We start from the raw sequence: 23,294 nt of genomic DNA on the forward strand, positions 1-23,294 counted from the left end.
CCGTGGCGCCGCGGGGCGCGTCACGCCACCACGATCTCCACTTCCGTGTTCTCTTCCAGCCACTCGGCCACCGGCCAGCCGGCCTCGTCGGCCACGCCCTGGCCCCAGAACTTCGAGGCGCACAGCACCTCCACGTCCATGCTGTCCAGGGTGTTGCGCGCCACCACGGCGCCGATGTAGGCGCCCCGGTCGCGCGACACGATGCCCCACACGGCGGTGAGCTCGGCGCCGCACTGCAGCTCGATCAGGAACGCCTCGCGGCGCGCGCCGTCGGCGGTTTTCTCCTTCATCCAGGGCAGCTGCGCCGCCAGCTTCTCGTCGCCGAGCAGCACGGTGAGCAATTCACGCGCTTTGCCCGGCGCGAGCGGGATGACCATGAAGCGCCCGGTATCGAACCGGGGCAGGTCGCGGGGAAGCTTTTCCACCTGCGCGGTGGCGTCGTGGTACGTCATGCCGATGTCCTCCATGGCCCCGCAGTCTGGGCCCCGCCCCGCCCCCGGCCGGCGCGCGGGCCGAAGCGATGCGCGGGGCGCCGAAGCCGGCACCGGCGCGCCCGCGCCCTCCCCGCCCCCATGCACCAATCCGGGTCATGCACCGTTCCCGCCCCGTGCCATCGGCGGCGCCGGCATCCAAATGCTACACATTCAATAGCAAACAATTCAACAAACACGGCGACATGGAGGCTCCCAGGCCTTCAGAGACCTTCCAGGACCGATCTGGCACGCGCATTGCAACACCCCCCGCGTGGCCAAGGCTGGTCACGTGGCCTGCCCTCTTCCAATGGCGGAAACGGGGCGACAAGGCCAGGACGAAGGCGTCCCCACCCATGCGCAGGCCCGCGAACCGGCCGGCGCCGGGTGTGGACGCCTTTTTTGTTTTCCGAACCGCCCGTGGGGGTCACGATGAAGAAATCCAGACTGGTGATGGTGGGCAACGGCATGGCCGGCGTGCGCACGCTCGAAGAGCTGCTGAAGATCGCGCCCGATCGGTACGAGATCACCGTCTTCGGCGCCGAGCCGCACCCCAACTACAACCGCATCCTGCTCTCGCCCGTGCTGGCCGGCGAGCAGACGCTGGAGGAGATCGTCCTCAACGACTGGTCGTGGTACGAGGAGCACGGCATCACGCTGCACGCCGGCTGCACGGTGCGCGAGGTGGACCGCACGCGCCGCATCGTGCGCGGCACCGACGCCCAGGGCCGCACCGTGGAGGCGCCCTACGACCGGCTGATCCTGGCCACCGGCTCCAACCCGTTCATCCTGCCGATCCCGGGCAAGGAGCTGCAGGGCGTGCTCGCCTACCGCGACATCGCCGACACGCAGGCCATGATCGACGCGGCCGCCACCTACCGCGACGCGGTGGTGATCGGCGGCGGCCTGCTGGGCCTGGAGGCGGCCAACGGCCTCATGAAGCGCGGCATGCGCGTGACCGTGGTGCATGCGAGCGAATGGCTCATGGAGCGCCAGCTCGACGACGTGGCCGGCCGCATGCTGCAGAAGTCGCTGGTGGAGCGCGGCATGGGCTTTCTCATGCAGGCGCAGACGCAGGAACTGGTGGGCGACGGCGCCGGCCGCGTGGCCGCCGTGCGCTTCAAGGACGGCACCGAGGTGCCCGCGCAGCTCGTGGTGATGGCCGTGGGCATCCGCCCCAGCACGCAGCTGGCCGAGAGCATGCGCCTGCACGTGAACCGCGGCATCGTGGTGAGCGACACGCTGCAGACCGTGACCGACGCGCGCATCTACGCGGTGGGCGAATGCGCGGCGCACCGGGGCATCGCCTACGGCCTGGTGGCGCCGCTCTTCGAGCAGGGCAAGGTGCTGGCCAACCACCTGGCCGAGTACGGCATCGGCCGCTACCAGGGATCGCTCACCTCCACCAAGCTCAAGGTGACGGGCATCGACCTCTTCTCGGCCGGCAACTTCCAGGGCGGCGAGGGCACGGAGGAGATCGTGATGAGCGATCCCTTCGGCGGGGTGTACAAGAAGCTCGTCATCCAGGACGACAAGCTCGTGGGCGCCTGCCTCTACGGCGACACGGTGGACGGGAGCTGGTACTTCAAGCTGCTGCGCGAGGGCCGCGCCATCGGCGACATCCGCGACAAGCTCATGTTCGGCGAATCGAACATCGGCGACACCGGCCACCAGGGCCAGAACAAGGCCGCCGCGCTGCAGGACTCCGACGAGGTCTGCGGCTGCAACGGCGTGACCAAGGGCGCCATCTGCAAGGCCATCAAGGACAAGGGCCTGTTCACGCTGGAGGACGTGCGCAAGCACACCAAGGCCAGCGCGAGCTGCGGCTCGTGCACCGGCCTCGTGGAGCAGATCATCATGTTCACGGCCGGCGGCGACTACTCCGCCACGCCCCGGACCAAGGCGGTGTGCGGCTGCACCGACCACGGCCACCAGGCCGTGCGCGACGCGATCCGCACGCACAGGCTGCTCACCATCCAGGACACCTTCCGGTTCCTGGAGTGGAAGACGCCCAATGGCTGCCCCACCTGCCGCCCGGCCGTGAACTATTACCTCATCAGCACCTGGCCCAAGGAGGCGAAGGACGACCCGCAAAGCCGCGCCATCAACGAACGGTCCCACGCCAACATCCAGAAGGACGGCACCTACAGCGTGATCCCGCGCATGTGGGGCGGCGAGACCACGGCCGCCGAGCTGCGCCGCATCGCCGACGCGGTGGACAAATACCAGATCCCCACCGTGAAGGTCACGGGCGGCCAGCGCATCGACCTGCTGGGCGTGAAGAAGGAAGACCTGGTCAACGTCTGGAAGGACATCGGCATGCCCAGCGGCCACGCCTACGCCAAGGCCCTGCGCACGGTGAAGACCTGCGTGGGCAGCGAGTGGTGCCGCATGGGCACGCAGGACAGCACCCAGATGGGCAAGGACCTGGAGCGCGCCATGTGGCGCATGTACGCCCCGCACAAGGTCAAGTTCGCCGTGAGCGGCTGCCCGCGCAACTGCGCCGAGGCCGGCATCAAGGACGTGGGCATCATCGGCGTCGACAGCGGCTGGGAGATGTACGTCGCCGGCAACGGCGGCATCAAGACCGAGGTGGCGCACTTCTTCGCCAAGCTCAAGACCGCCGAGGAAGTGCTCGAATACACCGGCGCCTTCTGCGAGCTGTACCGCCAGGAAGGCTGGTACCTGGAGCGCACCGTGCACTACGTGAACCGCGTGGGCCTGGACTACGTGAAGAAGCGCATCCTCGAAGACCACGAGGGCCGCAAAGCCCTGTGGGAGCAGCTCCAGTTCGCGCTGGATGGCGAGCCCGATCCGTGGTTCGAGTTCGACAAGGCGGCGGTGGACACGCGGCAGTTCGTGCCGGTGATCCCCATCGTGCCGGCGCCCGCCGCGTGAGCGCCGCGTTCTCCGTTCCTTCTCCCCACACCATCGACAAGAGGCCCCACCATGACCCAATGGATTTCCGTCTGCCGCGTGGACGACATCCCCGTGCTCGGCTCCCGCCGCGTGTCCCGGCCGCGCGGGCTGGACGTGGCCGTGTTCCGCAACGATGCGGGCGAGGTGTTCGCGCTGCTCGACCGCTGCCCGCACAAGGGGGGGCCTCTGTCGCAGGGGATCGTGTTCGGGCGCAGCGTGGCGTGTCCGTTGCACAACTGGAGCATCGGGTTGTGCGATGGGCAGGCGGCGGCGCCGGATGAAGGGTGCACGCCGCGGTTCGCGGTGAAGGTCGAAGAGGGGGAGGTGTTTCTGGATGCTTTCGAGTTGGGGGGGCATGCGGTGGAGGAGGTGAGGCCCATTGCGGGGCCGGCGCGCAGGGGGTGTTCGGTTTCTGCTGCGTGAGTGGTTGCCGTGGTCGGGGTTTGTTTTGGCTTGTGTGGTGGGGTTGATTTCCGGGGCCGGGATTTCGCCCCGGCGGGCGAGTCACTTTCTTTCGCTTCGCCGAAAGAAAGTAACCAAAGAAAGGGCGACCCTGCTGTCTGCGACCCCTCCGCTTCGCTACGGGGCAACCTGGGGTGCTCGGTCACGGGGTGCGCCGTGGAACTCGCTACGCGCTGCGCGCTTCGCTCGGACAACCCCGGCGAGCTAGACAACGAAGCGGGTGTGTCCTTCGGCACACCCGCCACCCCGCGCCCTGCGCGCCCCAGGCGCATCCAGAAGGGGCGAGTCGGGCCGTCGCGTTGCTCGGCCCCAAACCCACACAGGCCATCGCTGCGCTCGGCCCTGGCTTGGCTCTGCCTCCTTCACGTGCTGCTGTGCGCGGCGCGAAGCGCTCGCGCATCGGGGGCCGAGCGCAGCGATGGCCCGTGTGCTCCCCACCCTTCTGGATGCGCCGAGGAGCACAGGGCGCGGGGCGCGCGGATGTGCCGCAGGACACATCCGCTTCGTGATCTGACTGGCTGCGGTTGTCCGAGCGGAGCGCGCAGCGCGCAGCGAGTTCCGCAGCCGCGCCCCGCGACCGAGCACCGCAGGTTGCCCCCTTCGCCCAACGGGCGAAGGGGGACGCAAACAGCAGGGTCGCCTTTTCTTTGCCTACTTTCTTTTGGCGAAGCAAAAGAAAGTAGGTGCGCCGCCGGGCGCAATCCCGGCCCCGGAACTTAACCCACCAGCAACTACAAAAACAATAGCAAACAACCCAACAAACCCGCCGACACCCCCGCAAAAACCCCAAACACCCCGCCCCCGCCATGCCCCAAGAAACAAAATCCACCTGCCCCTACTGCGGCACCGGCTGCGGCGTCATCATCGAATCCACCGCCGGCCAGATCACCGGCGTGCGCGGCGACCCCACCCACCCCGCCAACTTCGGCCGCCTGTGCACGAAAGGCTCCACCCTCCACCTCACCGCCGCCCAACCCGTCACCCTCCAGACCCGCCTTCTCACCCCCCAGTACCGCCCCCGCCGCAACGAGGCCCCCCAGCCCATCGCCTGGAACGAAGCCCTGGACACCGCAGCGCAAAAGTTCGCCGCCATCGCGCAGGCCCACGGCCCGGACGCCGTCGGCTTCTACGTCTCCGGCCAGCTCCTCACCGAGGACTACTACGCCTTCAACAAGCTCGCCAAGGGCCTGCTCGGCACCAACAACATCGACACCAACTCGCGCCTGTGCATGAGCAGCGCCGTGGCCGGCTACAAGGCCACGCTGGGCGCCGACGCGCCCCCCGCCTGCTACGACGACCTGGCGCACGCGCGGTGCCTGTTCATCACCGGCAGCAACACGGCCTGGGCGCACCCGATCCTGTTCCGCCGCATCGAGGACGCGCGCGCCGCGAACCCGGGCCTGAAGATCGTCGTGGCCGATCCGCGCCGCACCGAGACGGCCGCGATGGCCGACCTGCACCTGCCGATCCTGCCGGGCACCGACGTGATGCTCTGCCACGGCATGCTGCACCTGATGCTCTGGGAGGGCTGGGTGGACGCGGCCTACATCGCCGCGCACACCACGGGCTTCGAGGCGCTCAAGGCCCTGGTGCGCGACTGCACGCCCGAGCGCGTGGCGCATACCTGCGGCATCACCCCCGCGCAGCTCGCCACGGCGGCGCGCTGGTTCGCCCTGGGCGGGGATGGCGGTGGCCCGCAGCGCGCCCCCACGCTGAGCCTCTACTGCCAGGGCCTGAACCAGAGCGCGAGCGGCACCGACAAGAACGCCGCGCTCATCAACCTGCACCTGGCCTGCGGGCAGATCGGGTGGGCGGGCGCGGGGCCGTTCTCGCTCACGGGCCAACCCAACGCCATGGGCGGGCGCGAGGTGGGGGGCCTGGCCAACCTGCTCTCCGCCCACCGCGACCTCGCCAACCCCGCGCACCGCGCCGAGGTGGCCGCGCTCTGGGGCGTGCCCGAGGTGCCGGCCACGCCCGGCAAGACGGCCGTGGAGATGTTCCAGGCCGCGGCCGACGGGGAGATCCGCGCGCTCTGGATCGCCTGCACCAACCCCGCGCAGAGCCTGCCCGACCAGGCCACGGTGCGCCGCGCGCTGGAACGCGCCGAGTTCGTCGTGGTGCAGGAGGCCTTCGCCACCACCGCCACCTGCGCGTATGCCGACCTGCTGCTGCCCGCCACCACCTGGGGCGAGAAGACCGGCACCGTCACCAACAGCGAGCGCCGCATCTCGCGCGTGCGCCCGGCCGTGCCCGCGCCCGGCGACGCGCGCCACGACTGGGCCATCGCCACCGACTTCGCGCGCCGGCTCGAAGCGCGGCTGCGCCCGGGCCGCCCCACCCTCTTCCCCTACGACACCGATCGGCCCGAGGCCGGCGCCGAGGCGCTCTGGAACGAGCACCGCGAGAGCACGCGCGGGCGCGACCTGGACATCACCGGCCTCTCGTGGGCGCTGCTCGACGCGCGCGGGCCGCAGCACTGGCCCTTCCCCGAGGGCGCGGCCGAGGGGCGCGCGCGCCTGTATGCAGACGGCGTCTTCCCCACGCCCGACGGCCGCGCGCGCTTCTCGGCCGCGCCCTGGCGGCCCGTGGCCGAGCCGCGCAGCGCGCGCTATCCGTTCAGCCTCACCACCGGGCGCCTGCGCGACCAGTGGCACGGCATGAGCCGCACGGGCACGCTCGGGCGCCTCTTCGGCCACGCGCCCGAGCCCTGCGTGCAGCTGCACCCGCAGGATATGGAGCGCCGCCAGCTCACCGAGGGCGACCTCGTGCACGTGACGAGCCCGCGCGGCTCGGTGATCGTGCCGGTGCAGGCCAGCCCCGACGTGGGGCTCACCCAGGCCTTCATGGCCATGCACTGGGGCAGCGAGACGCTGGGCGGGCACAGCAGCACGGGCGGCGCGGCGCTGGGCGTGAACGCGCTCACCACGCCGGCCTTCTGCCCCACCTCGAAGCAGCCCGAACTCAAGCACACGCCCGTCAAGATCCTGAAGGCCGAGCTGCCCTGGCGCCTGCTCGGCCTGGCGTGGCTGCCCGAGGCCGATGCGCTCGCCGCGCGCGAGGGCCTGGCCGCGCTCATGGGCGAATTCCCGTTCGCCGTGTGCGTGCCCTTCAGCAACAACGCGCCGCTCGCCGACCCCGCGCGCGAGCGCCACGGCGTGCTGCTGCGCGCCGCGGGCCACGAGGCCGCGCCCGACGCGCTGCTCGCGCGCATCGAGGCGCTGCTGGGCCTCTCCGGCGCCGACACCCTGCGCTACGCCGACCGCCGCCGCGGCCAGCGCCGCGCGCTGCGGCTGGAGCGCCCGCAGCCCCAGGGCGAGGAGCTGCGCCTCGCGGCCCTGCTGCTCGCGGGCGACACCAGCGCCGAGCCCTGGCTGCGCCCGCTGCTGCAGGAGGAGCGGCCCGCGCAGGGCTACGGTCGGCGCCTGCTCGTGCCCGGCGCGCAGGCCCCGGGCGATGCGCCGGCCGGCGCCCCGCGCGGCAAGCCCGTGTGCGCCTGCATGGGCGTGACCGACGCGGCCATCACCGCGCAGCTCGGCCGCTGCCACGGCGGCGACGCCGAGCGGCTGGGCCAGCTCCAGGCGGCGCTGGGCTGCGGCACGCAGTGCGGATCGTGCGTGCCGGAACTCCGGCGCATGGTGCGTTCCACCATGCCGGCCGCAGAGGTCTCCATATAACCCAAAGTTCTCTGAAGTGCGGGAGAATGCGCGTCCCCACGGCACCCCGCCGCCACGCTTCTCCCTCCCTCCCCCGTTCTTCCATGGGCAGCATCAGCCATTACCTCAAGGACCTCGGCCGCGGCGCGCGCGGCGCGCGGGCCATCGGCCGCGAACAGGCCGCCGACCTCTTCGGCCAGGTGCTCGACGGCCAGGTCACCGACTACGAAGTGGGCGCCTTCTGCATCGCCATGCGCATCAAGGGCGAGACCGCCGACGAGATGTGCGGCTTCCTCGACGCCACGCACGCGCGCCTGATGCCCATCCCGCCCGCCGCGCTCCCCACCGTCGTGCTGCCCAGCTACAACGGCGCGCGCAAGCTGCCCGTGCTCACGCCGCTGCTGGCGCTGCTGCTCGCGCGCGAGGGCCTGCCCGTGCTGCTGCACGGCATGCGCACCGAGGCGCGCCGCATCCTGGCGAGCGACGTGCTGCAGGCCCTGGGCATCGCGCCCATGGATTCGCCCGAACCCGTCGCGCCCGGCAGCGTCGCGCACATCCACACCGGCCTGCTGTGCCCCGGCCTCGCGCGGCTGCTGGCCGTGCGCGAGGTGGTGGGCCTGCGCAACCCGGGCCACAGCGTGGTCAAGCTCATGAACCCGGTGCGCGGCCCCTCGCTGCTCGCCACCGCCTACACCCACCCCGAATACCTGGAGATGCTGCACGCCACCTTCGCCGCGCGCGGCATGGACGTGCTGCTCTCGCGCGGGCTGGAGGGCGAGGTGGCCGCCGACCCGCGCCGCACGCCCCGTTACGACGCCTTCGTGCGCGGCGCGCACCATGTGTGGGACGAGCAGCAGTCCGGCACCGCCAGCGAGGTGCCCGGACTGCCGCCGGAGATCGACGTGGACACCACCGCGCGCTACACGCAGCGGGTGCTCGCGGACGAGCTGCCCGTGCCCGCGCCGCTCTCCCGGCAGGTGGAACACATCTTGCGTCTGGCCCGCCAGAACCCTACGGAGACAACCCCATGACCCTCCCCCCCACGACACCGCCGGCCGCCCCCCCCGCAACGCACAGCCCCTATGGCGACGCGCCGCGCGGCACCTGCACGCTCGTCGGCGCGGGCCCGGGCGATCCGGAACTGCTCACCCTCAAGGCCCTGAAGGCCATCCAGGCCGCCACCGTGCTGCTGGTCGACGACCTGGTGAGCGACGAGATCGTGGCCCTGGCCGCGCCCGGCGCGCGCGTGGTCCACGTGGGCAAGCGCGGCGGCTGCAAGAGCACGCCGCAGGCCTTCATCGAGAAGCTCATGGTGATGGCCGTGAACGAGGGCGAGAACGTGGTGCGCCTCAAGGGCGGCGACCCCTTCATCTTCGGGCGCGGCGGCGAGGAGGTGGAGCACCTGCGCGCCGCCGGCATCGCGGTCACGGTGGTCAACGGCATCACCGCGGGCCTGGCCGGCATGACGCTGCTGGGCACGCCGCTCACGCACCGCGAGCACGCGCACGGCGTGGTCTTCGTCACCGGCCACGCCAAGCCCGGCGACAGCGGCATCGACTGGCGCCAGCTCGCCGCCACCGCGCGCGCCGCGCGCCTCACGCTCGTGATCTACATGGGCGTGAGCAGCGCCGCGCACATCCAGCAGGAGCTGCTCACCGGCCTGCCCGCCTGCACGCCCGTGGTCATCATCCAGCACGTGAGCCTGCCCTGCCAGCGCCATGCGCTCACCACGCTGGGCGAGCTGCACGCCACCATCGAGCGCGAACAGCTCGGCAGCCCCTCCGTCATCGTCGTGGGCGACGTGGCCGCCGGCGTGGCGGCCGCGTCCGGCGACGGGCTGGGCCAGCCGGTGCCGCTCGCGCCCCCGCCGCTGCGGCACGCCGGCTGAGGCAGCCCCACCCCTCCACCGGCCGACGCGACACGCTTTCCCGATCCCCCACGAGGTTGACATGGCCGCCCTTCCCATCGCCGCACCGCATCCCTCCGAGGCCCCGCCCACGCAGGCCGCGCGGCCCGGGGGCGATGGCGACATCTCCCTCGTGAACCTCGCCGCGCGCCAGCGCATGCTGTCGCAGCGCATCGTGCTGCAGACCGTGCTGGCCGTGCAGGGGCAGGCCGCCCAGGCCCCGGCGGCGCGCAAGACGCTCGCGCTCTTCGAGAGCAGCCAGGCCCGGCTGGTGGACACGCCCCGCCACGTCGATGCGGCCACCGCCCGCGCCGTGGAAGCCGTGTACCAGGGCCCGCGCGGCGTGGCCGCCACCATCGACGCCTTCGCGCGGCAGGCCCACGCCGCGCTCGACCTGGCCGAGCAGGGCAGCCCCCGCGCGGCCGACGCACTCGCCACGCTGGTGGCGGGCACCGACGGCGTGCTCGACGCGCTCAACGCCGCCACCACCGTCTTCGACCAGATCCAGCGCAACCAGTCCGACACCATGATGCGCGAGCTCTCGCACATCGTCGAATCCATCCAGACCGTGGCCCGCGAGGCCAAGGTGGTGAGCTTCAACGCCCAGGTCATGGCCGCGCGCGCCGCCGAGCACGGCCGCGAATTCGCCGTGGTGGCCAACGTGCTCTCGGGCATCACCACCGAGATCGACCGGCTCTCGCTGCAGGCCGTCTCGCTCGCGGGGCGCGGGCGGCAGGCGGCGTAGAGGGGCCGGGGCCCCCGGAGCCCCGGAGGCTAGCCCGCGCGGTAGACGGGCTGGTCTGCCTCCGCCGCGCTCACCATCGAAGCGATGCGGCCCACCACGCGGAAGACCTCCTCGGGGCTGGCCGCAGACGCCACGTTGTGCAGGATCTCGTCGATGGGCCGCCAGTCGCCGTTCGGCAGCACCAGGCGGGACAGGCCCGGCAGTTCCCGTTCGGCCGTCCGGAGGTCGAACGCGCCGTGCCGCAGCCCCATGACGACGAGGGCCGCCTCGTCCGCGCGCGAGGACAGGTCTTGCATCAGACCCGGCCCCAGGTAGGGGGGCGGCGGCGGCATATCGACCTTCGGGGCGGGGGCCTCGGTGCGCTGGCGCGATACGGGCCGATCGTCCAGGTCCGGGCCTTCATGGGAGCGCCGCAAGCCGGCCACCGAGGCACGGCCCGGCCGATCCGCTCCGGCCACGTACCCCGTGTCCGTCCGTCGGCGCAGTGCGGGGTGGCTCTCCTCCCCCGGGCCCGAACGGGGCCGGCGGTGGGCCACAGGCTCCGGCGCCATGGACGACTCCTTCTTCGGAAAATGCAAGGCCGGGCCGCTGGTTCTTTGGAGGATGCTCCCTGACATGGTTCTGCTCTTTCTTTGTGTGGTGAAGACGAGGAAGAGCTTCGCCCCTCCGCCCGCCGCAGCACGGCCCAGAACGCGCAGCGCCAGGGATGCCAGCGAAGAAAAAGCGGCGTGCCGCAAGGCGCCATGCCGCCTGCCGGGGCCGGGCTTCGGGCTCTCCTGGCCGCGCTCCGAAGCCCCCGCGGCGCGATGCGCCGGGCAACGCGAATCCCGTTCAATCACTTCCAACAGGCGATTACAACCGTGCGTAATAAAAACGCGCCGCAAACCCGCTCCAAACCTATGATCCCGCTCGGCCGCGTGCCGGTGCCACGGCCCATCCCCCGCAAGCGCATGCGCGCCTGCGGGCCATTTCCGCCATTGCACTTTTCAACGCAACCATGAAAGGAGCCGGACCATGAGAAACATCCGATTCGTTTGGAAGAAAATCGCGCTCGCGAGCTGCCTGCTCGCCTCCAGCAGCATGGCGTGGAGCTACGCCATCAGCAACGGCAAGGTGGTGGACGACACCGGCAAGACCGTGCAGCTGCGCGGCGTGAACTGGTCCGGCTTCCAGACCACCGACCACGTGGTGCACGGCCTCTGGGCTCGCAACTGGAAGGACATGATCGGGCAGATGCAGCAGCTCGGTTTCAACGCCGTGCGCCTGCCCTTCTGCCCGCAGACCTTGCGCGGTGCCAGCACCAGCAGCATCGACTTCAGCCGCAACGCCGACCTGCAGGGCCTCAATTCGCTGCAGGTCCTCGACAAGGTGGTGCAGGAATTCAGCGACCGCGGCATGTACGTGCTGCTGGACCACCACTCGCCCGACTGCCAGAGCATCAGCGAGCTTTGGTACACGCAGAGCTACAGCGAGCAGCAGTGGATCACCGACCTCGTCTTCGTCGCCGACCGCTACAAGGGCGTGCCCGGCGTGATCGGCATCGACCTCAAGAACGAGCCCCACGGCGCCGCCACCTGGGGCACCGGCAACAACGCCACCGACTGGAACCGCGCGGCCGAGCGCGCCTCCGCCGCCGTGCTGCAGGCCGCGCCGCAGTGGCTCATCGCGGTGGAAGGCATCGGCGAGAACCCCAGCTGCTCCAGCAGCAATGGGCACTTCTGGGGCGAGAACCTGGAACCGCTCGCCTGCACGCCGCTGAACATCCCCCGCAACCGGCTGCTGCTGGCGCCCCACACCTACGGCCCCGACGTGGCCGGGCAGTCGTACTTCAACGCCTCCAACTTCCCCGCCAACATGCCCGCCATCTGGGAGCAGCACTTCGGCCGCTTCGTCCAGGACGGCTATGCCTTGATGCCGGGCGAGTTCGGCGGCAAGTACGGCCGGGGCGACTCGCGCGACAAGCCGTGGCAGGACGCCTTCGTGGACTATCTCATCGGCAAGGGCATCTGCAGCGGCTTCTACTGGACGTTCAACGCCAACAGCGGCGACACCGGCGGCATCCTGGACGACGACTGGAACACCGTGCGCACCGACAAGGTCCAGTTGCTGAAGCGGCTGTGGAACGATGGCTGCGCCTCGCCGAGCCCGAGCCCAAGCCCAAGCCCAAGCCCAAGCCCAAGCCCGAGTCCGAGTCCGAGTCCCAGCCCAAGTCCGGCACCCAGCCCCAGCCCGGCTCCCAGCCCCGCTCCCAGTCCGAGCCCGGCTCCCAGTCCGGCTCCCAGTCCGGCCAGCCCGGCCAACTTCAGCGTGAGCCGCATCTCCGACAGCGACTGGGGCACGGGCTACTGCCAGCGCGTGCAGGTCACCAACAACGGCGGCTCGCCCGGCGACTGGTCGGTGTCGCTCGCGGTGCAGGGCACCATCAACAACCTCTGGAACGCCGTGTGGAAGCAATCGGGCAGCACGCTGAACGCCAGCGGCGTGGACTGGAACCGCACGCAGCCCCCGGGCGGTACGGCGGAATTCGGGTTCTGCGCGAACCGCTGAGGGATGCCCCCGGGCACGCCCGCGCCGCAGCGGCGCGGGCGTGCCCGGGGCCGGTGGCTCGCCTCAGCCGCCCTCGTTCAGGACGCGGATCTCCACCGCCAGTCCGCACTGCGCGAAGCTCCGCGCCACGTTCTCCATCTGCGCCCGGCCCATGCCCTCGTGGCGGGAATACCGGCCGGACTGGTTGACGATGTAGAAGCGATCCTTCACCACATCCCAGCCCAGCTCGCCCGAGATGCGCGCCTCCTTGCCCCACCACTCGCCCGTTTCGGCGTTCTTCAAGGTGCCGTGCAGCAGGCTCGGATGGCCCAGGCGGCGGGATTTGCCGGTGTCGGGGTCCAGCCCCCCCAGTTCCGTGTGCGGCCCGAGCAGCAGCGCCTCGCCCGGTCCGATGGACCAGAGCACCGGCGTGCCCTGCTTCACCGCCTCCAGGTCGAGCAGCTCGTCGAGCCGCGCGTTCGCGGGATTGCCCGCGGGGATCGCCACCCGGTCCGGGTTCAGCCCGGCCTCCCAGTCATGGACTTGCGGGCGGCCGCGCTTGACGCGCGCGCCGTGCACGGCGCCCCATTCCTCGTCCAGGCGACGGGCCTGTGCCTCGCCGACCAGCTCGGCGAAGGTCAAGGCCGAGGCCAGCGGCGGTGCCGCCCCCTGCAGAACGGGTGGCGCCGATCGGGCGCGCCGCGCCGAGCGTTCCGGGGCCGCCGCCGCGCTGCGCCCCAGGGCCAGCCCCGGCGGGGGCACCGACGCGGCCCGCTGCGCCTGCCGTGGCGCCGTCTGTTCCTGCCCCCTGAAAGGATGGTGCGTGGACGCACCCCCGCTGGTCCGGCCTACCGATGTCATTCGCGTGCCTCCCGTGGTTTCACATGGACGGGAAGGTTAGGCCGCGGCATCCGCCGGCACGCGGGGCGAATGCGAAACATCCGGGCAGGGGCCGAAGCCCGGCCGCCAGGGCCGGGCGCCGTCAGCCGTGGACCTTGGCCGCGTCGCGCTGGATCTGCGCGAAGCGCTCCGCCTGCTCCTTGCGCAGGTTCTTGCGCAGCAGGGCGGCCTCCCAGCGGCGGCGCTCGTCGGGGGTGGAGGGCGAGAGCGCCGGCACCTGCGTGGGCTTGCGCGCCTCGTCCACCGCCACCATCGTGAAGAAGCAGCTGTTCACGTGCCGCACCACCTGCGTGCGGATCTCCTCGGCCACCACCTTGATGCCCACCTCCATCGACGAGGAGCCGGTGTAGTTCACGCTCGCCAGGAAGGTGACCAGCTCGCCCACGTGGATGGGCTGCAGGAAGGTGACCTGGTCCACGCTGAGCGTGACCACGTAGCTGCCCGAATAGCGCGCCGCGCACGAATACGCCACCTGGTCCAGCAGCTTGAGGACGGCGCCCCCATGCACGTTGCCGGAGAAGTTGGCCATGTCGGGGGACATCAGCACGGTCATGCTGAGCTGGTGGGCGGGGTGGGGGGTCATGCGCGGGGATTCTAGGGTCTGGCGACCGCGTTGCGCGGCCCGGGCATCCCCGCCCCGGGCAGCGCGGCGCCGCGAGCAGAAAAGCCTAACCCCTGCCCGGCACAGGCTTTTGGCGACAGCTTTCCCGGGAGAGCCATCGACAGATCGGCAACCAGACGTAAGCGATGCGTCCAGGGAAACCAACGTGTAACGCCCATCAAATTCCACGCACAGGAATCTTGATGGCCGGTAGCCTAGAAATGTTGCATTGCAGCATTTTTCAAACACATCGATACCGAAGGAGGAACCCCATGGACCTGAGCACCCGGCTACTGCTCCAGAACCGCGCCTGGGCCGACGAGATGACGTCGCGCGATCCGGCATTTTTCGAGAACCTCGTGGGCGGCCAGCAGCCGCGCGCCTTCTGGATCGGCTGCGCCGACAGCCGCGTGCCGGCCGAGCGCATCACCAACGCGCTGCCCGGCGAGCTGTTCGTGCACCGCAGCGTCGCCAACCTCGTGCGGCCGGACGACAGCAACATCATGAGCGCGCTGCAATACGCCATCGACGTGCTGCGCGTGCCCACCGTGATCGTCTGCGGCCACGAGGCCTGCGGCGGCGTGCGCGCGGCGCTGCTGCAGTCGCGCGAGCGCGCGGGCGACCCGGCCGAGGGCGACTACCTGGGCCAGCACATCCGGCCGCTGCGCTCGCTCTACCGCCGCCGCGTGCAGGAGATCGAGGCCGGCGAGCGCCTGCCCGACGAGGAGCAGGACCTGTGCGCGCGCGTGGACCGCTTCGTCGCGCTGAACGTGGCCGACCAGGTGAACACGCTCGCCGCCACGGCCCCGGTGCGCCAGGCCTGGGACCGCGGCCAGCCGCTCACCCTGCTGGGCTGGGTCTATGCGCTGCGCGACGGGCGCCTGCGGCAGGTGCTGTCGCTCGACGCGCAGAGCCGCCAATGGGCCGAAGCGGCCTGACGCACGGGAGACACGCCATGACGCCACCTCCCCTCGCCTCCGTACCGTCCGCCGCGCCCGCGGCCGGGCGGCGTCCGGCCCGCGCCTCGGGCCTGTTCGCCCACCTGCGGCAGGATCTGCCGGCCAGCCTGGTCGTCTTCCTCGTGGCCCTGCCGCTGTGCCTGGGCATCGCGCTCGCGAGCGGCGCGCCGCTCATGGCGGGCCTCGTGTCCGGCATCGTCGGCGGCCTCGTCGTGGGCGCGCTCTCGGGCTCGCACCTGAGCGTGAGCGGCCCCGCCGCCGGCCTCGTCGTGATCGTGGTGAGCGCCATCGCCACCCTGGGCAGCTACGAGGCCTTCCTGGTCGCCGTGGTGCTGGCCGGCGCGCTGCAGTGGGTCTTCGGCCGGCTGCGCGCGGGCAACATCGGCGCCTGCTTCCCCACGCCGGTCATCAAGGGCATGCTCGCGGCCATCGGCCTGCTGCTGATCATCAAGCAGCTGCCCGTGGCCTTCGGCTTCCAGTCCACCGAGCACGCGCTGCGCCTGCTGCCCTCGGCGGCGGACGGCTTCGACGCGGTGCGGCACCTCTCGGGCGCGGTCACCGTGAGCGCCGCCGTGACGGCCGCCGGCGCGCTGGCGATCCTCTTCGCGTGGGACACCGCCTTCGTCAAGCGCCTGCCCGTGGTCGGCCAGCTGCCCGGCCCGCTGGTGGCCGTGCTCTGGGGCGTGGCCTACCATGCCGCCGCGCTGGCCACCGAGCCCTCGGCCGCGCTGGCCGACGAGCAGCGCGTGGCCCTGCCGCAGGTGGACAGCCTCGCGGGCCTGTGGGCGCAGTTCGCCACGCCCGACTGGTCGGCCCTCGCCAACCCCGAGGTCTATACCGTGGCCGTGACGCTGGCCTTCGTCGCCAGCCTGGAGACGCTGCTGAGCCTGGAGGCCACCGACCGGCTCGACCCGCTCAAGCGCGTGGCGCCGCCCAACCGCGAGCTGCGCGCGCAGGGCGTGGGCAACATCGTCGCGGGGCTGCTGGGCGGCCTGCCGATCACCGCCGTGATCGTGCGCAGCTCGGCCAACGTGCAGGCCGGCGCGCGCACGCGGCTCTCGGCCGTGCTGCACGGCGTGCTGCTGCTGGCCAGCCTGCTGTTCCTGGCCGAATTCCTGGAGTGGATCCCGCTCGCCGCGCTGGCCGCCGTGTTGCTGCACACGGGCTACAAGCTCGCCAAGCCGTCGCTCATCGCCAGCGTGTGGCGCGAGGGCTGGGGCGTGTTCCTGCCGTTCCTCGTGACCGTGGCGGCCATCCTCGCCACCGACCTGCTCATCGGCATTCTTATCGGGCTGGCCAGCAGCATGCTGTTCGTGATCGAGTCGAACACGCGCGGCGCGCTCTCGATGGTCTCCGACGGGCCGGTGCACCTGCTGCGCCTGAACAAGGACGTGTCGTTCTTCAGCAAGGCCACGCTGCGCGGCTACCTCGCCCGCGTGGAGGAAGGCCATTCGCTGGTGATCGACGGCAGCGACTGCCGCTTCCTGGACCGCGACATCCGCGAGACGCTGGAAGACTTCCTCGCGCATGCCGAAGAGCGCGGCATCCACGTGGAGCGCCGCTCGCTGCCGGCGGCCACGCCCGACGCCAGCGGGCTCTCGGGCGCCGTGGGCATGGCGGGCCTTCGGGCCCTGCTGCGCCCGCGCGCACGCGCCACGGCGCGCTGACCGAGCGGCGCCGCCCTCCCCCACCGCGGGGGGGGCTGGCCCGGGGGGCGCGCTTCGCTACACTCGCGCCTCGCTCCACAGACCACCGCGACGGTCCCGGAGCGCCGCCCACAGCCCGGCGGCGCGCCGGCGGCCCGGGCGCGGCGCCCCATGCTCGACAAACTCAACGACTTCACGGCCAGCCATGGCGAACTGCGCCCCGGGCGCGGCCACATCTCCGGCGTCATCGCGCTCTCGCTCGGCATCCTGTGCCTGCTGGGCGTGCTGGCCTTCCACTTCCCGCAGTACCTCACCACGCCGCAGTTGCGCAAGACCTACAACGTGGAGGCGCTGCGCATGGTCATGCTCGCCGCGCTGGTGGTGGCGGGCGGGCTCTCGCTGGTCAACATCCTCTTCAACCGCTCGCGCTGGCTCTCGTCGGCGGCCTTCCTGCTGGTCACCTCCGCCGCGCTGCTGGGCGGCCACAAGGTGCCCGTGAACGACTTCGCCGACAACACGCCCTACATCGGCCTGGACTGGTTCATCCTCGACCTGCTGGGCAGCGCGCTGATCTTCATCTTCATCGAGAAGCTCTTCGCGCTGCGGCGCGACCAGCCCATCTTCCGCGCCGAGTGGCAGTGCGACTTCCACCACTTCATCGTGAACCACATGGTGGTGGGCTTCGTGCTGCTGGCCACCAACCTGCTGGTGCACAAGTTCTTCGGCTGGGCCGCGAGCGACGGCATCCGCGGCTGGGTGCAGGGCCTGAACTTCTGGGTGGCGCTCTTCCTCATCATCCTGGTGGCCGACCTCGTGCAGTACTGGACGCACCGCGCCTACCACGAGGTGCCCGTGCTCTGGCGCCTGCACGCCGTGCACCACAGCGTCAAAAGCATGGACTGGATGGCCGGCTCGCGCCAGCACATCCTGGAGCTGCTCATCACCCGCACCCTGGTGCTCGCGCCCATCTACGTGCTGGGCTTCTCCAAGGAAGTGATCGACGCCTACATCGTCATCGTCGGCTTCCAGGCCGTGTTCAACCACGCCAACGTGAGCGTGCGCCTGGGGCCGCTGCGCTACGTGCTGGTCACGCCCAACTTCCACCACTGGCACCACAGCCAGGACCAGGAAGCGCTCGACAAGAACTACGCGGCGCATTTCGCCTTCCTCGACTACCTGTTCGGCACCGCCGTGAAGAGCGACCGCCTCTGGCCCGAGAAGTACGGCGTGCTGGGCGACTACGTGCCCAACGGCTTCCTCAAGCAGTTGCGCTTCCCCTTCACCTGGAAAGGCTGATGGGCACGCCCTTCTACGACGCCGTCGTCATCGGCGCCGGCGCGGCCGGCCTGTTCTGCGCGGCCCAGGCGGGCCAGCGCGGCCTGCGCGTGCTGCTCATCGACCACGCGGAGAAGGTGGCCGAGAAGATCCGCATCTCGGGCGGCGGGCGCTGCAACTTCACCAACCGCGACCTCGACCCGGCCGCGCCGCACCGCCACTTCGTGGGCCGGAACCCGCAGTTCAGCCGCTCCGCGCTCTCGCGCTACACGCCGGCCGACTTCATCGCCCTGGTTCAGAAGCACGGCATCCCGTTCCACGAGAAGCACAAGGGCCAGCTCTTCGCCGACCGCTCGGCCGAGGACCTCATCGCCATGCTGCTCGCCGAATGCGAGGCCGGGCGCGTGGAGCGCTGGCAGCCCTGCGCCGTGCGGTCGGTGGCGTTTCCGGCCCCAGGTCGCGGTGAAATGGACGTGGAGCGCTATGAAATAAATAGCGATCGCGGCACCGTGCACTGCCGCAGCCTCGTGGTCGCCACGGGCGGCCTCTCCATCCCCAAGATCGGCGCCACCGACTTCGGCTACCGGCTGGCCCAGCAGTTCGGCATCCCGCTGGTGGAGCGCCGGCCCGGGCTGGTGCCGCTCACCTTCGACGGTGACGGCTGGGCGCCCTACGCCGGGCTCGCGGGCCTGGCCCTGCCGGTGGAGATCTCCACCGGCGCGAAGAAGGCGCGCACGGCCTTCCACGAGGATCTGCTCTTCACCCACCGGGGCCTCTCCGGCCCGGCCGTGCTGCAGATCTCCAGCTACTGGGAGCCGGGCACGCCCCTCGCGCTCGACCTCGCGCCCGGCACCGACCTGCCCGCCGCGCTCGCGCAGGCCAAGGCCCGCTCGAAGAAGCGCGTGGCCAACGAACTCGCCACCCTCGTGCCCGCACGGCTCGCCGATGCCTGGGTGGAGCGCAGCCCCGAGCTGCAGCGGCCCATCAACGAGGCGCCCGACAAGGCCCTCGCGCGGCTGGCCGAACAGCTCGCGCGCTGGGAGCTAGTGCCCACCGGCACCGAGGGCTACAAAAAGGCCGAGGTCACGCTCGGCGGCATCGACACGCGCGCGCTGTCGCAGCAGACGATGGAAGCCCGGGCCCGGCCGGGCCTCTACTTCATCGGCGAGGTGGTGGACATCACCGGCTGGCTGGGCGGCTACAACTTCCAGTGGGCCTGGTCGAGCGCGCAGGCATGCGCGCAGGCGCTGCCGGCGGGCTGATACGGTTTCGCAATCAAAAAGATAACTGCGTTGCTTCGCCTTGTCGTGCTACAGCACTGTCTGCGGCTTTGCGCCTTGTTCTCTTTTTGATTGCAAACCCGTATGAGGCCCCGGGGGGCCGCGCTGCCGCTCAGTGCAGCAGGCCCAGGAACGCGGCGCGGACCACGGCCGAGGTGGTATTGGCCGCGCCCAGCTTGAACGTGGCGTTGCGGGTGTGGAACTTCACCGTATCGACCGAGACGCAGAGGATCTCGGAGATGTCGTTCTGCGTCTTGCCGTCGGCGGCCCACTTGAGCACCTCGCGCTCGCGCAGCGTCAGGTCGATCGGGTCCTGGCGGCGGGGGCCGTGCATCAGCAGCGGCGCCAGGGTGGCATGGGCGATGTTGACCAGCCAGCGCATCCGGATCTCGATCGACTCCAGCTCGCCACGCTCCAGCGGCTGGGCGCTGCGCGCCAGCGTCAGCATGCCGCACCCGCCCGGCCCGTGCGCCGACTGCGCCCACCCGAATCGCAGGCCGTGGCGGCGGGCCTCGTCCCAGAGCGTGGGCACCTCGGCGAACAGCGCATCGCTCCAGAGGATCGGCACGTTGGTGGCCAGGCAATGGCGCACCGAGGGGTCCACCGCGAAGTAATTCCGCTCGGCATAGCGCCGCTGCCACTCCTGCGGGTAATTGCTGCGCATCAGCACGCGCGGATTGGAGACGGGCAGGGGAAAGTAGGCGCCATACGCGCACCATTCGAACCCCAGCTCCATGGCGGCCCGCGAAAACCGGGCGAAAACGGCGTCGACACTCGAATCCGGACCCACAGCGGTCAGCAGATCCTCAGCCCATGCATTCATACCCCCTCCGTTACTGACTGCGCCGCGTGTGCTTCTGTCGGGGCACTCGTGGTCTCCCCGTGCACGTGTTTTCGGAATCTTAATATTTTTGTGATTTGCTTATGCACAAAACATTGACTGAATGTTTCTCCGCATGCTTGACACGAAGGCGGAATGCACCGCGAACCCCACCGCGCCCGCGGCCCGCCGCGGCAGGGCCCGAAACCCCGAAAGCCGCGCGGAACAAGGCCTGCGCGGCGATGGCGGGGGACAGGACCGGCCACGCACGCCCCCTCTGCGCCGCCCCGGAAACCCCGACCTACCTTTTCGGGTAGCTGACATGCCCCGGACTCCCCGGCAAGGCCCGGCGCCAGGCGCGCCGGCGGGGGGCGCTCCATGAAATTCGACAGAAAACGATAAAACGCTACAATCTCGGGCTTTGCTGGCAATCCCCCGTCGGCCAATACTAGTTAGAGACGGGGAAAACCGCTGTGAATGGCTGACGGGCCCGATCTTCCCGCCAACCCGCTGGCAGCACATCTTGGAAACATGAGCTAATGACCACCATCCGTGTAAAAGAGAACGAACCCTTTGACGTGGCGCTGCGCCGCTTCAAGCGCACCATCGAAAAGCTGGGCCTGCTGACCGACCTGCGCGCCCGTGAGTTCTACGAGAAGCCGACGGCCGAGCGCAAGCGCAAGAAGGCTGCCGCCGTGAAGCGCCACTACAAGCGCGTTCGCAGCATGCAGCTGCCCAAGAAGCTGTACTGATCGCTCCCGTCGATCCGATACGGCCGGCCTCGCCGCCGAGAAAACCCGCGCTAGGGACGCCAAGCGCGGGTTTTTTGCATTTGGGCCGCAGCCGGGCTGGTGGCCTCCCCCCGCCTTGCCAGCCTCCGGGCCGCAGGCGGTGCGCCCACCGGCCCCCTCGCCCGGCCCCTTCCCGTTTTGTTTTTTGTTGCCGTTCCTCCCGGAGAGAAAACCATGAGCCTCAAGGACCAGATCACCGAAGACATGAAGACCGCCATGCGCGCCAAGGATGCCGAGCGCCTGGGCACCATCCGCCTGCTGCAGGCCGCGATCAAGCAGAAGGAAGTGGAAGACCGGCCGACGAAGAAGCCGGGCGAATCGTTCGACATCGACGACGCGGGCGTCGTGGCCATCCTGGACAAGCTCATCAAGCAGCGCAAGGATTCGATCGCGGCCTTCGAGGGCGCGGGCCGCCAGGACCTCGCCGACAAGGAAAAGTCCGAGATGGCCGTGCTGCAGACCTACCTGCCCCAGCGCATGTCGGCCGATGAAGTCGCCGCCGCCGTGAAGGCCATCGTGGCCGAACTCGGTGCCGCCGGCCCCGGCGACATGGGCAAGGTGATGGGCGTGGTCAAGACCCGCCTGGCGGGCAAGGCCGAGATGGGCCAAGTCTCCGCCGCCGTCAAGGCCGCGCTGGCGGGGTAACGCCGGCTCCTACGGCTTCGCCATCCAAAAGGTCACGGCGCTCTGCACTGTCTGCAGCTTCGCGCCTCGTTCTCTCTTCGATGGCCAATCCGTATCAGGCCGCGCCCACGGGCGCGTGCTCGGCCCAGTCCGCGCGGAAATGCTCCTGCAGGAACTCCACGCACACCCGCACCTTGGCCGACAGGTGCAGCCGCGTAGGGTACACGGCCCAGATGTTGGCCTCCTGCTGCCAGCCCGGCAGCACCGGCACGAGGCGCCCCGCGCGCAGGTGCGCGCCCACGTCCCAGAGCGAGCGCAGCGCGATGCCGCGCCCATCCACGGCCCACTGCACCGCCATCTCGCCGTGGTTGGCCGACAGCGGGCCACGCACTTTCGCCACCTCTTCCACCGCGCCCTGGCGCAGCCGCCACACGCCGAACGGGTGGTCGCGCTCCTTGATCACGATGCAATCGTGGCTGGCCAGGTCGGCCACCGAGCGCGGCATGCCGTGCCGCGCCAGATAGGCGGGCGCCGCGCACAGCACGCGGTGGTTGTCCGCCAGCCGCCGCGCGATCAGGTGCGGGGCGATGTCGTCGCCCACGCGCACGTCCAGGTCGAACCCCTCGCCCGCCACGTCCACGAGGCGGTCGAACACCTCCAGCCGCACCTGCAGGCCCGGGTGCCGCTCCACCAGCCGCGACAGCGCCGGCGCCACGATCTGCCGGCCGAAGCCGAAACTGCAGCTCACCCGCAGCAGCCCGCGCGGCTCGCGGCGCGTGACGGCCACCTCCTGCAGGAGCTGGTCCCAGTCGTCCAGGATGCGCTGCGCCCAGTGGAAGACGCGCTCGCCCTCCTCCGTCACCACCACGCGCCGTGTGGTGCGGTGCAGCAGCTTCACGGCCAGATCCTGCTCCAGCAGGCGGATGCGCTTGCTCACATAGGCGGGCGAGGCCCCCAGCTCGGTGGCCGCCTCCGCGAAGCTGGCCTTGCGGACCACGGTGGCGAAAACGCGCAGATCGTCGGTGGCGGGGGTTTTATGCACGATATGTGAACAATGGAACCACAAGCGGCGGATTGTATTCCCGGGCGTGTTGCCGAAGAATCCACCCATGCCCCGGCGCGCCATGCGCCTGCCGCACCTTTTTCATCCCCTTCTTCCCGCAGGAGACACCATGCCCACCACCCCCACCACCTTCAAGATCGCCGTACTGCCCGGAGACGGCATCGGCAAGGAAGTCATGCCCGAGGGCCTGCGGGCCATCCAGGCGGCGGCCGGGCGCTTCGGCTTCACGCTGGAGCTGCACACCTTCGAGTGGGCGAGCTGCGACTACTACGCGGCGCACGGCCAGATGATGCCGGACGACTGGAAGGAGCAGCTCAAGGGCATGGACGCGCTCTTCTTCGGCGCCGTGGGCTGGCCGGCCACGGTGCCCGACCACGTCTCGCTCTGGGGCTCGCTGCTGAAGTTCCGCCGCGAGTTCGACCAGTACATCAACCTGCGGCCCGTGCGCCTCTTCGAGGGCGTGCCCTGCCCGCTGGCGGGCCGCAAGCCCGGGGACATCGACTACTACGTGGTGCGCGAGAACACCGAGGGCGAGTACACCTCGCTGGGCGGCATCATGTACGAGGGCACGGAGCGGGAGATCGTGATCCAGGAGTCGGTGTATTCGCGCAAGGGCGCCGAGCGGCTCTTGAAGTTCGCGTTCGACCTGGCGCA

General features: G+C 70.6%; 20 protein-coding genes. 14 read left to right on the forward strand and 6 right to left on the reverse strand.

The window, feature by feature from the left end; translation table 11 throughout:
- Positions 1-20: 20 nt before the first annotated feature.
- Positions 21-452, reverse strand: coding sequence for a GNAT family N-acetyltransferase (locus tag AX018_RS19170; protein WP_111880647.1), 432 nt, complete (start codon positions 450-452; stop codon positions 21-23).
- Positions 453-902: 450 nt separating this feature from the next.
- On the opposite strand from AX018_RS19170, the gene nirB reads away from it, so the two are divergent.
- The 6 genes from nirB to AX018_RS19205 all read left to right on the forward strand — a co-directional run bounded on the left by nirB (position 903) and on the right by AX018_RS19205 (position 10,155).
- Entirely contained in the window at positions 903-3,368 is a 2,466-nt protein-coding gene (gene nirB, locus AX018_RS19175) for a nitrite reductase large subunit NirB (protein WP_111880606.1), read from the forward strand.
- Positions 3,369-3,419: 51 nt separating this feature from the next.
- A complete protein-coding gene (nirD, locus tag AX018_RS19180) occupies positions 3,420-3,812 on the forward strand; it encodes a nitrite reductase small subunit NirD (protein ID WP_111880609.1) in 393 nt (130 codons plus the stop codon).
- Between the two features lie 845 nt (positions 3,813-4,657).
- The gene (locus tag AX018_RS19190; protein ID WP_111880612.1) at positions 4,658-7,525 is read left to right on the forward strand and encodes a nitrate reductase; all 2,868 of its coding nucleotides are present in this window, start codon (positions 4,658-4,660) and stop codon (positions 7,523-7,525) included.
- 83 nt (positions 7,526-7,608) lie between these two features.
- A complete protein-coding gene (ybiB, locus tag AX018_RS19195) occupies positions 7,609-8,535 on the forward strand; it encodes a DNA-binding protein YbiB (RefSeq protein ID WP_111880614.1) in 927 nt (308 codons plus the stop codon).
- Complete coding sequence (gene cobA / locus AX018_RS19200; protein WP_111880616.1) at positions 8,532-9,392, forward strand: uroporphyrinogen-III C-methyltransferase; 861 nt, start codon at positions 8,532-8,534, stop codon at positions 9,390-9,392. The genes ybiB and cobA overlap by 4 nt, the downstream gene beginning before the upstream one ends.
- A 61-nt stretch (positions 9,393-9,453) precedes the next feature.
- The gene (locus AX018_RS19205) at positions 9,454-10,155 is read left to right on the forward strand and encodes a type IV pili methyl-accepting chemotaxis transducer N-terminal domain-containing protein (RefSeq protein ID WP_111880619.1); all 702 of its coding nucleotides are present in this window, start codon (positions 9,454-9,456) and stop codon (positions 10,153-10,155) included.
- A 29-nt stretch (positions 10,156-10,184) separates the two neighbouring features.
- Here AX018_RS19205 and AX018_RS19210 read toward each other — a convergent pair whose 3' ends face one another.
- Entirely contained in the window at positions 10,185-10,706 is a 522-nt protein-coding gene (locus AX018_RS19210) for a hypothetical protein (RefSeq protein ID WP_146749368.1), read from the reverse strand.
- Positions 10,707-11,169: 463 nt separating this feature from the next.
- Here AX018_RS19210 and AX018_RS19215 point away from each other — a divergent pair, with 463 nt between their 5' ends.
- Entirely contained in the window at positions 11,170-12,702 is a 1,533-nt protein-coding gene (locus AX018_RS19215) for a glycoside hydrolase family 5 protein (protein ID WP_111880623.1), read from the forward strand.
- Positions 12,703-12,765: 63 nt separating this feature from the next.
- Here the strand turns inward: AX018_RS19215 and AX018_RS19220 are convergent, their stop codons facing one another.
- Together AX018_RS19220 and AX018_RS19225 are read right to left on the reverse strand one after the other, a co-directional pair.
- Positions 12,766-13,542 carry a hypothetical protein gene (locus AX018_RS19220; RefSeq protein WP_146749369.1) on the reverse strand — a complete coding sequence of 259 codons (777 nt, stop codon included), beginning with the start codon at positions 13,540-13,542 and terminating at the stop codon, positions 12,766-12,768.
- Positions 13,543-13,663: 121 nt separating this feature from the next.
- Positions 13,664-14,164 carry an acyl-CoA thioesterase gene (locus tag AX018_RS19225; protein WP_111880628.1) on the reverse strand — a complete coding sequence of 167 codons (501 nt, stop codon included), beginning with the start codon at positions 14,162-14,164 and terminating at the stop codon, positions 13,664-13,666.
- A gap of 290 nt (positions 14,165-14,454) precedes the next feature.
- Here AX018_RS19225 and AX018_RS19230 point away from each other — a divergent pair, with 290 nt between their 5' ends.
- The 4 genes from AX018_RS19230 (at position 14,455) to AX018_RS19245 (ending at position 19,324) form a co-directional block, all read left to right on the forward strand.
- Positions 14,455-15,120 carry a carbonic anhydrase gene (locus AX018_RS19230; protein ID WP_111880631.1) on the forward strand — a complete coding sequence of 222 codons (666 nt, stop codon included), beginning with the start codon at positions 14,455-14,457 and terminating at the stop codon, positions 15,118-15,120.
- Between the two features lie 17 nt (positions 15,121-15,137).
- The gene (locus tag AX018_RS19235; RefSeq protein WP_111880633.1) at positions 15,138-16,808 is read left to right on the forward strand and encodes a SulP family inorganic anion transporter; all 1,671 of its coding nucleotides are present in this window, start codon (positions 15,138-15,140) and stop codon (positions 16,806-16,808) included.
- A 150-nt stretch (positions 16,809-16,958) separates the two neighbouring features.
- The gene (locus tag AX018_RS19240) at positions 16,959-18,083 is read left to right on the forward strand and encodes a sterol desaturase family protein (protein ID WP_111880635.1); all 1,125 of its coding nucleotides are present in this window, start codon (positions 16,959-16,961) and stop codon (positions 18,081-18,083) included.
- Positions 18,083-19,324, forward strand: coding sequence for a BaiN/RdsA family NAD(P)/FAD-dependent oxidoreductase (locus AX018_RS19245; protein WP_111880637.1), 1,242 nt, complete (start codon positions 18,083-18,085; stop codon positions 19,322-19,324). Before AX018_RS19240 ends, AX018_RS19245 begins: the two co-directional genes overlap by 1 nt.
- Positions 19,325-19,454: 130 nt before the next feature.
- Here AX018_RS19245 and AX018_RS19250 read toward each other — a convergent pair whose 3' ends face one another.
- Positions 19,455-20,165, reverse strand: a complete 711-nt coding sequence (locus tag AX018_RS19250) for an autoinducer binding domain-containing protein (protein WP_111880639.1) — start codon at positions 20,163-20,165, stop codon at positions 19,455-19,457.
- Between the two features lie 536 nt (positions 20,166-20,701).
- Between AX018_RS19250 and rpsU the strand changes: the two genes are divergently transcribed.
- Positions 20,702-20,914: a 30S ribosomal protein S21 gene (rpsU, locus tag AX018_RS19255; protein ID WP_007833691.1), complete on the forward strand. Its 213-nt coding sequence runs from the start codon at positions 20,702-20,704 to the stop codon at positions 20,912-20,914.
- A 213-nt stretch (positions 20,915-21,127) separates the two neighbouring features.
- The gene (locus AX018_RS19260) at positions 21,128-21,598 is read left to right on the forward strand and encodes a GatB/YqeY domain-containing protein (RefSeq protein WP_111880642.1); all 471 of its coding nucleotides are present in this window, start codon (positions 21,128-21,130) and stop codon (positions 21,596-21,598) included.
- A 94-nt stretch (positions 21,599-21,692) separates the two neighbouring features.
- On the opposite strand, the gene AX018_RS19265 is transcribed toward AX018_RS19260, so the two are convergent.
- Positions 21,693-22,619: a LysR family transcriptional regulator gene (locus AX018_RS19265; RefSeq protein ID WP_245951707.1), complete on the reverse strand. Its 927-nt coding sequence runs from the start codon at positions 22,617-22,619 to the stop codon at positions 21,693-21,695.
- A 130-nt stretch (positions 22,620-22,749) separates the two neighbouring features.
- Here AX018_RS19265 and AX018_RS19270 point away from each other — a divergent pair.
- On the forward strand, positions 22,750-23,294 hold a 545-nt coding region (locus AX018_RS19270), incomplete at its 3' end, for an isocitrate/isopropylmalate family dehydrogenase (RefSeq protein WP_245951708.1).

Origin of the sequence: Paracidovorax anthurii (genome assembly GCF_003269065.1) — a bacterium.
GTDB lineage: Bacteria > Pseudomonadota > Gammaproteobacteria > Burkholderiales > Burkholderiaceae_C > Paracidovorax > Paracidovorax anthurii.